This window comes from Rhodocyclus purpureus (assembly GCF_016653115.1).
GTDB classification, from domain to species: domain Bacteria; phylum Pseudomonadota; class Gammaproteobacteria; order Burkholderiales; family Rhodocyclaceae; genus Rhodocyclus; species Rhodocyclus purpureus.
Genome location: NZ_NHRX01000041.1, coordinates 1 through 10,451, shown reverse-complemented (window position 1 = coordinate 10,451; position 10,451 = coordinate 1). Strand labels below are relative to the sequence as shown.

General features: G+C 65.4%; 7 protein-coding genes. All 7 read right to left on the bottom strand.

What is annotated here, in order from left to right:
- Window positions 1-2,647: 2,647 nt before the first annotated feature.
- Complete coding sequence (locus CCR84_RS08385; RefSeq protein WP_201211309.1) at window positions 2,648-3,454, bottom strand: metal ABC transporter permease; 807 nt, start codon at window positions 3,452-3,454, stop codon at window positions 2,648-2,650.
- Window positions 3,451-4,146, bottom strand: a complete 696-nt coding sequence (locus CCR84_RS08380) for an ATP-binding cassette domain-containing protein (RefSeq protein ID WP_201211307.1) — start codon at window positions 4,144-4,146, stop codon at window positions 3,451-3,453. The genes CCR84_RS08385 and CCR84_RS08380 overlap by 4 nt, the downstream gene beginning before the upstream one ends.
- The gene (locus tag CCR84_RS08375; protein ID WP_201211306.1) at window positions 4,143-5,060 is read right to left on the bottom strand and encodes a metal ABC transporter substrate-binding protein; all 918 of its coding nucleotides are present in this window, start codon (window positions 5,058-5,060) and stop codon (window positions 4,143-4,145) included. Before CCR84_RS08375 ends, CCR84_RS08380 begins: the two co-directional genes overlap by 4 nt.
- A gap of 11 nt (window positions 5,061-5,071) precedes the next feature.
- The gene (locus CCR84_RS08370) at window positions 5,072-6,607 is read right to left on the bottom strand and encodes a hypothetical protein (protein WP_242508620.1); all 1,536 of its coding nucleotides are present in this window, start codon (window positions 6,605-6,607) and stop codon (window positions 5,072-5,074) included.
- A 71-nt stretch (window positions 6,608-6,678) separates the two neighbouring features.
- Window positions 6,679-7,047: a hypothetical protein gene (locus CCR84_RS08365; RefSeq protein WP_201211305.1), complete on the bottom strand. Its 369-nt coding sequence runs from the start codon at window positions 7,045-7,047 to the stop codon at window positions 6,679-6,681.
- Window positions 7,048-7,401: 354 nt separating this feature from the next.
- Complete coding sequence (locus CCR84_RS08360) at window positions 7,402-8,484, bottom strand: DUF4351 domain-containing protein (RefSeq protein WP_242508619.1); 1,083 nt, start codon at window positions 8,482-8,484, stop codon at window positions 7,402-7,404.
- Window positions 8,485-9,001: 517 nt separating this feature from the next.
- Complete coding sequence (locus CCR84_RS08355) at window positions 9,002-10,120, bottom strand: porin (protein ID WP_201211304.1); 1,119 nt, start codon at window positions 10,118-10,120, stop codon at window positions 9,002-9,004.
- Between the last annotated feature and the right edge of the window lie 331 nt (window positions 10,121-10,451).

Genomic DNA, 10,451 nt, shown 5'->3' with positions numbered 1-10,451 from the left:
CCCTTTAAGGTGATCAACATTGCGATCGCCCACAAACTACTTCGCCAAGCCTTCGCCGTCGCTACTCAAAAAACATCATTTTCGCCAGAATTCGCTTGACGACAAGCACAGTTCATTGCGAGGCGCGCAGCGCCGTGGCAATCCAGTGCGTTCTTCTATTTCCGCGCCCTTGCCAGCTCGGACGACCGGATAACAGTCCTACGCACTGGATCGCCACGCCCTTCGGGCTCGCGATGACGGTTACGGTCGCAGTACCTCTTCATGCACTACTGGCACTGCCGTCATTGCGAGGCGCGCAGCGCCGTGGCAATCCAGTGCGTTCTTCTATTTACGCGTCCTTGCCAGATCTGGCGACCGGATAACAGTCCTACGCACTGGATCGCCACGCCCTTCGGGCTCGCGATGACGGTTACGGTCGCAGCACCTCTTCATATACTCCTGGCACTGCCGTCATTGCGAGGCGCGCAGCGCCGTGGCAATCCAGTGCGTTCTTCTATTTACGCGTCCTTGCCCGCTCGGACGACCGGACAACAGTCCTACGCACTGGATCGCCACGCCCTTCGGGCTCGCGATGACGGTTACGGTCTCAGCCCCTCTTCATGCACTCCTGGCACTGCCGTCATTGCGAGGCGCGTAGCGCCGTGGCAATCCAGTGCGTTCTTCTATTTCCGCGCCCTTGCCCGCTCGGACGACCGGATAACAGTCCTACGCACTGGATCGCCACGCCCTTCGGGTTCGCGATGACGGTTACGGTCGCAGCACCTCTTCATGCACTCCTGGCACGGCCGTCATTGCGAGGCGCGCAGCGCCGCGGCAATCCAGTGCGTTCTTCTATTTACGCGTCCTTGCCAGCTCTGGCGACCGGACAACAGTCCTACGCACTGGATCGCCACGCCCCCGGGCTCGCGATGACGGTTACGGTCTCAGCACCTCTTCATGCACTCCTGGCACGGACGTCATTGCGAGGCACGCAGCGCCGCGGCAATCCAGTGCGTTCTTCTATTTCCGCGCCCTTGCCCGCTCGGACGACCGGATAACGGTCCTACGCACTGGATCGCCACGCCCTTCGGGCTCGCGATGACGGTTACGGTCTCAGCCCCTCTTCATGCACTCCTGGCACGGCCGTCATTGCGAGGCGCGTAGCGCCGTGGCAATCCAGTGCGTTCTTCTATTTCCGCGCCTTTGCCCGCCCGGACGACCGGACAACAGTCCTACGCACTGGATCGCCACGCCCTTCGGGCTCGCGATGACGGTTACGGTCGCAGCACCTCTTCATGCACTCCTGGCACGGCCGTCATTGCGAGGCGCGTAGCGCCGTGGCAATCCAGTGCGTTCTTCTATTTACGCGTCTTTGCCAGCTCTGGCGACCGGACAACAGTCCTACGCACTGGATCGCCACGCCCTTCGGGCTCGCGATGACGGTTACGGTCTCAGCCCCTCTTCATACACTACTGGCACTGCCGTCATTGCGAGGCGCGTAGCGCCGCGGCAATTCAGTGCGTTCTTCTATTTACGCGTCCTTGCCCGCTCGGACGACCGGACAACAGTCCTACGCACTGGATCGCCACGCCCCCGGGCTCGCGATGACGGTTACGGTCTCAGCACCTCTTCATGCACTCCTGGCACGGACGTCATTGCGAGGCGCGCAGCGCCGTGGCAATCCAGTGCGTTCTTCTATTTACGCGTCCTTGCCAGCTCTGGCGACCGGATAACAGTCCTACGCACTGGATCGCCACGCCCTTCGGGCTCGCGATGACGGTTACGGTCGCAGCACCTCTTCATGCACTCCTGGCACTGCCGTCATTGCGAGGCGCGCAGCGCCGTGGCAATCCAGTGCGTTCTTCTATTTCCGCGCCCTTGCCCGCTCGGACGACCGGACAACAGTCCTACGCACTGGATCGCCACGCCCTTCGGGCTCGCGATGACGGTTATGGTCGCAGCACCTCTTCACGCACTACTGGCACTGCCGTCATTGCGAGGTGCGCAGCGCCGCGGCAATCCAGTTCGTTCTTCTATTTACGCGTCCTTGCCAGCTCTGGCGACCGGACAACAGTCCTACGCACTGGATCGCCACGCCCTTCGGGCTCGCGATGACGGTTATGGTCTCAGCCCCTCTCCATGCACTCCTGGCACTGCCGTCATTGCGAGGCGCGCAGCGCCGTGGCAATCCAGTGCGTTCTTCTATTTCCGCGCCCTTGCCCGCTCGGACGACCGGGCAACAGTCCTACGCACTGGATCGCCACGCCCTTCGGGCTCGCGATGACGGTTACGGTCGCAGTACCTCTTCATGCACTACTGGCACTGCCGTCATTGCGAGGCGCGCAGCGCCGTGGCAATCCAGTGCGTTCTTCTATTTCCGCGTCCTTGCCAGCTCGGACGACCGGATAACGGTCCTACGCACTGGATCGCCACGCCCTTCGGGCTCGCGATGACGGTTATGGTCGCAGCACCTCTTCACGCACTACTGGCACTGCCGTCATTGCGAGGTGCGCAGCGCCGCGGCAATCCAGTGCGTTCTTCTGGTTGCGCGGTCTCGACAACTGACGGGCTGCTGATCGCGATGGCTTCCACAGATCAGGTCGGCCGATGTTTCACGAAATTGCTCCAGGTTTCACCTTGACTTCAAATCAAGCATACCGTCCCCACATCATCGCCGGCCAGACAGGACCAGCGCGCCGACGGCGACGAGTACCAGGAGTCCGCCGAGCAGGGGGCCGAAGGGCTGGTCGAGGATGAGCGCGAGCGCGAAGGCGGCCGTGAAGCTGGCTACGCCGAGCGCGAGAGAGACGAAAAGCCCCGTGCGCCAGTTCGCAGCCCAGCGCGCAGCGAGCAGCGGCGGCACGAAGATCAGCGCGAACGCGGCCATGACGCCGACGCTCATCGTCGCCAGCGCCAGCGTCAGCGCGACGACGAGGTCGAAGGCGAGACGCGGCGCCGCATGGCCGCTGGCGCGCAACAGTTCGGGAAAGAAATGGCCGAGCAGGAGGCGCCGCGACAGCAAACGCAGCGCCGCCAGCGCCACCAGCGAGCAGGCGAGCGCGAGCACCAGTTGCGTGTCGTCGGAAAAATAGAGCTGGCCGTCGAAGAGCGCGTGCGCCATGCGCTCGGCGAGCGGCAGGTTGGCCGCCAGCAACACCGAAACCGCCCAAGCGAACACCAGCAACAGCGCGAAGAAGGCCCCCGACGCCGGCGCGTGCCGGGATGACCGCTGTGCGCGTTCGAAACCGTGCTTGAGCGCCGCCGCCAGCGCCGCGCTGCCGACGCCGCCGGCCGCAGGCGGCAGGCCGGCGAGCAGGGCAAGCAGCGCACCGGCGGCGGCGGCCTGGGCAAAGGCCAGCGCCGCCAGCCATTCGTCGCGCAGGCGCAGGTAGGCGCCGAGCAGCGGCAGGACGACGGCGAAGCAGAGTCCGGTGGCGAAGGGGCCGAGGAAGAGCGAGTCGAAGAGCTGGCTCATGGCGCGCTCTCTGAACTGGCACCTGCATCCGCGCCACAGCCCTCGCCTTCACCGGCGCGGCCCTCGGTACGGGAGGTGGCAGCCGGCCTTCGCCAATCCGTTCCCGCACCCGCTTCCTCGCCCAGCAGCACGACGCGGTCGCAGACCGCGGCGACGAAGCGCGCGTCGTGGCTGACCAGGAGCAGGCCGACGCCGGTGGCGGCGCGCCGGTGCAGCGCGACTTCGAGCGCGGCAACGCCGGCTGGGTCGAGGTTGTTGGTCGGCTCGTCCAGCATCACGAGGTCGGCCGGCGCCTGCAGCGCCGCCCACAGATGCAGGAACTGCCTCTGGCCGCCGGAGAGGCGGTCGAGGCGCGCGTCGAGCAAGGGCGAGAGCCAGGGCGGTAGTCCGTCGGCCGAGGCGCCGGTGAGCGCGAGCAGATCCCGGCCGCTGAACGGAACGCCGGCAAAGCCCGGCGGCAACTGCCGCTGGTGCGCAAGGCGCAGCCCCGACCTTTTCCCGATCCTGCCCGAGAAGACGCGCGCGCCGCCGGCGATCGCCGCCAGCAGCGTCGACTTGCCGGCGCCGTTGGGGCCGGCGATGCCGAGGATCTCGCCGGGCGCCAGCGCGAACGACAGAGGTCCGCACACCGGCCCTGGCGTCCCCGCCCAGCCCGCGGCGAGCCCATCGACCTCGAGCAGGAACTGGCTCATTCGTTCAAGGCCTGCAACAAGCGGCGCAGCGTGTCGTCGTAGAGCGAGAAGAGGTCCTTGGCCTCGGGCGTGCCACCGACCGTGAACGGCAGGACCACCGCCGGAATCTTCGCCTGCGCCGACACCCAGCGCGACGGCGCGTCGTACTGGTAGGCGGGACGGATCACCATCCGTGCCGGCGTCGTTGCCTGGCGCGCGACGACCGCCGCGAGCTGCGCGCTCGACGGCTCGAGGCCTGGCTTCGCTTCGAGGCTGCCGACCTCCTTCATCCCCAGCCAGGCGATCAGGTAGGGAAAAGCCTTGTGCTGGACGAGGATCGGCACCCCGGCAAGCGGCGCCGCGGCCTTCTCCCAGCGCGCGATCGCCTCGCGCATGCGGGCCGAGAAGGAGTTCCAGCCGGACTGGTAGGCGGCGGCGTTGGCCGGGTCGAGCTCGGCCAGGCGCAGGCTCAGGGCCTCGCCGACCTTGAGCAGGTTGCGCGGGTCGGTCTGCACGTGCGGGTTGCCGCCGGCGTGCACGTCGCCCTCGGCGCGGTCGAGGCGCGCCGGCTTGTCGCGCAGGGCGACGAAGCGCGCCGCCTCGAAGTAGCCGGGCTGGCCGGGCTGCACGCGCGAATTGCCCGACTCGCGCAGCACCAGCGGCAACCAGCCGACTTCGAGCTCGGCGCCGGTGGCGACGACGAGGTCGGCGGAGCGCGCGCGCGCGATCAGGGACGGCTTGGCGTCGATGCGGTGCGGGTCCTGCAGGCCGTTGGTCGCGCGATAGACCTCGACGCGATCGCCGCCGATCTCCTGCGCCAGCGCCGCCCACTCGGGGACGGTGGCGAACACCTTCAGCGCCGCCTGCGCCGGCAAGGCCAGCAGCGCGCACAGCGCTGCAACGAACAGCGAGCTCTTGCTGAATACGGTACGCATCTTCTGTCTCCTCAGAAGCGGTGCGCGCCGTGCGCACCGAGGCTCATGATGTACTGCAGCCAGACCTGATGATCGGTCGCCTCCGGCCGCGTCTTGTCCTGCGCCAGCTGCAGGCGCAGGCGCGAATACTCGCTCGGGCTCCAGTCGAGCATCAGCGTGTTGCGCTGCGGCTTGTAGGCCGCCAGGAGCGGCAGCTCGTCGTAAGTCAGCGAACCGCTTTCGATCAAGCCGATGCGCGCGTTACCCGAATCGAGGCGGTCGTAACGGTAGCCGAGCCGCCAGCGCGGCATGAACTGGTATACCGCCTGCGCATACCAGCCCGACTGCGTGTTGCGGTAACTGCCGTCCGCCGCCGCCACGCCATCGAGATCGTAGTTCATCGTTCCGTCTTCCGTACGGCGGAAATACTCGCCCTGCAGCTTGAGATACTGCTTGCTGGCGTTGCCGTCCGGCGCCCATTTCCACAGGAAGTCGGCGATCCAGGTCTTGCTCTTGCCCGAGAAGCTGTTCTGCAGATCCGGATTAGTCTCGATCGGCCCGTCCCACACCCGGTCACGCGGCTTCGACTGGAAGTAGGACAGCCCGGCGCGCCAGCTGTTCTCGATTCCGATGTCGCCGCCGACGTGCGCGAACAGCGACCCCGACATCAGTCCGTTCTTGTTGCGCGACTCGTCGGTCGAGGGGAAGCTACGCGCACGCGCCGCCTCGGCGCCGAATTCGAGGAAGAACGGGGCCGGCGCCAGCCAGCGCGCCTGCACCCCGTCCATCCCGAGCGAGTTGCCGAAGAAGGCTTGGTAGGGCAACGACGCGTCGGCGAAGTCCCACTGGTGCGGGTGCAGTTCGTTCTGGTAGCCGACGCCGGAGAGGAAACGCCCGGCCTTCAGCTTGGCGCCGCCGTCGAGGCCGAGGGTCTGGATGCTCGCCTCCTCGACGCCGACGGTATTGTCCGGCGCGATCGCCAGCTTGAAGTTGCCGCGGAAACGCGGGTCGATGTTGGCAGCGATGACGAGCTCGGTCTCGCCCAGGTTGAAGCTGCGCCCCTCGGGCATCACCTCCCCTCCAGCAGGGATGAAGCCTTGCAGGCGACGCTCGCCGGGGTCCTTGCTCAGGTTGGTGAAGCTGCCACCGAGGATCAGCGAGATCTCGGGGTTGAAGGCGGTGGCCGAAGCAGGGCGCTCGCCGGCCTGCTGCGCGGCCAGTGCTACCTGTGCCGCCTGTGCCGACTCGGCTTCGGCGCCAGCGGCCTGGCGCACGGCGACCTCGGCCTTGGTTTCGGCGACCTGGGCGCCCCTTTCGGCGCGCGTCGCCGACTGCTCGGCCTGCGCCAGACGCGCCTCGAGCGCGGCGATGCGCTGCTCGTAGGCAGTCTTCATCTCGCGGATCTGTGCGCGGATCGCGGCGAGTTCGGCGGGGTCGGTGGCGGCCTGTGCAGGCGCGGATGATAAGGCGACGAACGAGGTGAGCGCTGCGGCGAGCGGAAGGGTGACGGCGCGCGGCAAGGCGGCGCCGGACGCCGCGGCCCGGGACGGGTGGCGGTGGTGAGGCATCGGAAACTCCTGAATCAGCGGTGAAAAATGGGCAGGCTCTTACGGCGAGCCAGTCCCGGTTCGACGCAGATTCAGGCGGGAGGCGCGCGCGCCTTGGGCGCAAACGCCGGCGCCGGGAGGTGCCCGGCAAAAGCCTCGGCCGTCGGCGCGAGGAATGATCGCGACACCACCGGCAGGATGGGCGGCGTCGTCAGCGGCGTGTCGAGCGCATCGCCCTGCAGGCAGTCCGGGCACAGGTCGGTAGTCGGCGGCTGCACGTGCCAGTGCGCAAGTTCGTGCGCGAGCGCGTGCGCCTGCGCCGCGACCAAAGCGAACAGCAGCGCGCAGACGAAGAGCAGCGCCGGCCAGAGCCGCCGTCCCTCACGCGACGCGCGCAGCGCAGCGCTCGTTCCCCTCGGAAACGAGCGATGTGGCAGAGGGAGGACGAGCGAGCGGTTCATTCAGGAAGCGGCGGAGTCGAGGCCGGGATGATACGCGAAGAAGAACTGCGGTCGACCGACCTTACCCTGTTATCGCCGTCGAGAAGCGGGTCATCCACTCAATCCCGATCCAAACGAGTCCGTCAATGCTCCTGGAAGACTTCCGACAAGGTCTGGGCATCGAGAATACGGTCTGCCCAAAGTTCAAGTTGCTCCACCGTGGCTCCGCGCATGCGGCTGCGGATATCGTCGGTGACATCCTTGAGGCAGTTAGCTCTTGCCCCGTCCCCGGTGCGCTCCTGGGAAACCGTGGCCCATCCCCGGTTCATTGCATTCTCGCAAGATGCGCAGAAACGAGTCCTCATACCCAGGAAATCAATGCTGGGTCGGTCCGAAGACCGCTTCCAGACTCTCGGCGGAGAAGACGGCATCGGCCCAGGCTTCCAACTCCACAGCGGATGCCTTCTCTAGCCTGGCAAGCACCCAGGCTGGCAACTCACCGAAACGCCGGACCAACATCCGGGTCAGCATACGGGATTCTCCAACCTGCATGCCTTGCTGCATGCCTTGCTGCATACCTTTCTCAATCCCCAACTGCTCAATCGATGAGACGTAGCGCATTTTTTCTTGCTCCTCAAGGACTTCGATATTCTGCCACAGCTCCCGGGTCAGTTGTTCCGGCAGGCGCATCATCCAGTCCAGTACCTGGAAGAGATCGATAACCTCCTGCCTCTCCCAGCCGCGCCGGTAGAGCAACTGGACCAGTTTCCACTTGGCATTGAAACGGGCGCGCATGTCCCGCCGCGTGGCCCGGGTCAGCAAGTGGGCCAGCGTGACCAGCGCGAACGGATTCTCAGCAAGCGCCAAATCCTCTTCCTGCCCGGCATAGGCGACCAACTTGGCGGTAGGAAATTCCAGCCTGTGTCGGCAGCCCAGCACTTCGAAGCCGAAGGACTCCGGACGCCAGTTTTCCGACTCGTCCGCCAGGACGGCCATGCTCGCTACGGGCCGGCGGTAGCGGTCATACAAGCGGTAGTTGTAGACGAACATCCGCTCGGCAAATTCGGCCTGGGCGCTACCCTGCACTTCCAAGTGGAGGTAGATCCAGTCCTCCTCGCCGGAGAGACGATGCACCCGGACCAGTTTGTCGACGAAACGCTTGCCGAGTTCGGCATCCTGGACGACTGCCCGCAGTTCCTGATCAAGAAACTCGTAGCCGATCCGCCAGTCGATCTGGGCATGAGCTTGCGGGAAATAGAAGGCCATGAATTCGGGGAAATAACGCTCGACCGCTTCTTTCCAGGGGCTGTCGTAGTCGTCGGCAAAGTCGCTTCCTGAGTCCGGGAGCGTCTCGGGGAGGGCCGTCGTATCGGTCATGGTGCGCATTCCGTGGAACGTGAGCGCCTGCGGCACCATAAGAAGGTCGCCGCGCGCGATGCTGTATGGGTAGCGGGCCATCTTACATCAGACGGTCACGCATTTTGGGAAAGCGCGGAAAAGGGGCCCGGAAAGGGGGCCAGGCTCACTAAATTGGGCTCCCGGGCAACCGTGGTCCTTCCCCTGTTCATTCATGCTCGGCGGCTGCACGTGCCAGTGCGCCAGTTCGTGCGCGAGCGCGTGCGCCTGCGCCGCGAGCAGCGCGAACAACAGCGCGCAAACGAAGAGCAGCGCTGGCCAGAGCCGCCGCTTGGCACCCGCCGCGCGCAGCGCAGCACTCGTTCCCCTCGGAAACGAGCGATGTGGCAGAGGGAGGACGAGCGAGCGGTTCATTCAGGAGGCAAACGGAGTCGAGGCCGCGATGATACGCGAAGAAGCGCAGCGGCTGCCACGCCGGTCGCCGCCGGCCTGCAGGAAGCCCCTCGCCAACGGAGGCGCGCAGACACGCAAACCAAGGGTGGGGCGCTGCAGCGCGTCAACGAAAAAACGGGCGCCGAGGCGCCCGTTTTTTCATGCGGCAATCGCTTGTCAGGCGCGATCAGAACGCGTGGCGAACGCCGAAGGCGAAGCGCTTGACGTCGCCGGTCGACGAGGTATTGACCACGTCGGAGCTGACCTGGTTGTAGCCGACGTAGGCGGTGGTGCGCTTCGACAGGTCGTGCGTGTAAGCCAGCGTCCAGGCCTTGGCGTCGGCATAAGCCGCCAAGTTAGGCGTATAGCCATTGATGTTCTGGACACCTGCGGGGTAAGGATTCTTGACGTTCAGGCTCGCGTACTCGCCGATGATCTTGCCGGCAGCGGTTACGGGAACGGTCGCGCCGACGACCCACTTGCTGTCACGATCGCTGTTCAGGTCCTTGTACTCGAAGGTCTGGTAGGCAGCCTGCAGCTTCGCGACGCCGAAGTCGTAGCCGCCGCGGATACCATGCTCGACGATATCGCCCAAAGCGAAGCCGGGAGCGGCAGCATTGCCGAATTTAGCAGCATCAAAAGCTTGCTGGTCGTAACTCTGCTTCGAATAAACGTAGCCGGCGGTGATCGGGCCGTTGGCGTAGCTGATGCCGATCTGGTTCGCGTAGGCGTCGGCAACACTGGTGGTGTTGGCTTGTTCGGTGATGCGGCCGTGGTTCAAGGCGACGGTGAAGCCGGCGAAGGTCGGCGAAACGTAGGCAATCGCGTTCTCGAGGCGACCGGAAGCGCTCAATTGGGTGGCGCCGTTGAACGCCAGGTTGGGGTGCGCGCCAAGCGCCGAACCTGACAGCGGCGAGACGCCGGTGGCGAATTCCCAACCGGCGGATTGCAGGTAACCGGCGAACACCTTGCCGTAAGCATCGGACGAGAGGCCGACGTACTGCTGACGAGCCTTCATGTTGCCATTGCTATCCGTGCCGATGGCAGCGTTATTGTCGATGGCGAGTGCGTACTCGAGGTTGAAGATAGCCTTCAGGCCGTTACCCAGGGCTTCCTCGCCCTTGAAGCCGAGGCGAGACACGCTCAGGATGCCGCTGTCGATGCCGTTGACGGTCTTGTCGGCGCCGTCGAAGTTCTTGTTCATGTAGCCCATGTCGACGATGCCGTAGATGCTGACGTTCGACTGCGCGAAGGCACCACCGGAAACGAGGCCGGCCACGGCCAGCGCGATGAGTTTCTTTTGCATATGAATCATCTCCTCCTGGTTTGAAAACCCGCGACCGGAACAGTCGTCCCGACGTCTGGGTCCGACGTCCTCGTAACAAGACGTTGCGCAATCTTTGCAAAGCAGGGGCACGCTGCGCAAGCGCGCCGTGCGCTCACCTGCGCATGGAGCGCGTCACTGTTGTAAGGACGCGACACACGGCAGCTGTATCGAGTAGGGGACGGGGTTACCCCCGTCGCCCTCTCACACCACCGGACGTGCGGTTCCGCATCCGGCGGTTCATTGAATACACTGGAGTCGTCGCATCGTATCGAGCAGCGACACCAGCCCTAAGCGATCAAAGAAGGACTTC

Excerpts from the sequence above, each read along its gene's own strand:
- CCR84_RS08385 (WP_201211309.1), bottom strand. The coding sequence starts at position 3,454 with ATGAGCCAGCTCTTCGACTCGCTCTTCCTCGGCCCCTTCGCCACCGGA.
- CCR84_RS08380 (WP_201211307.1), bottom strand. The coding sequence starts at position 4,146 with ATGAGCCAGTTCCTGCTCGAGGTCGATGGGCTCGCCGCGGGCTGGGCG.
- CCR84_RS08375 (WP_201211306.1), bottom strand. The coding sequence starts at position 5,060 with ATGCGTACCGTATTCAGCAAGAGCTCGCTGTTCGTTGCAGCGCTGTGC.
- CCR84_RS08370 (WP_242508620.1), bottom strand. The coding sequence starts at position 6,607 with ATGCCTCACCACCGCCACCCGTCCCGGGCCGCGGCGTCCGGCGCCGCC.
- CCR84_RS08365 (WP_201211305.1), bottom strand. The coding sequence starts at position 7,047 with ATGAACCGCTCGCTCGTCCTCCCTCTGCCACATCGCTCGTTTCCGAGG.
- CCR84_RS08360 (WP_242508619.1), bottom strand. The coding sequence starts at position 8,484 with ATGGCCCGCTACCCATACAGCATCGCGCGCGGCGACCTTCTTATGGTG.
- CCR84_RS08355 (WP_201211304.1), bottom strand. The coding sequence starts at position 10,120 with ATGCAAAAGAAACTCATCGCGCTGGCCGTGGCCGGCCTCGTTTCCGGT.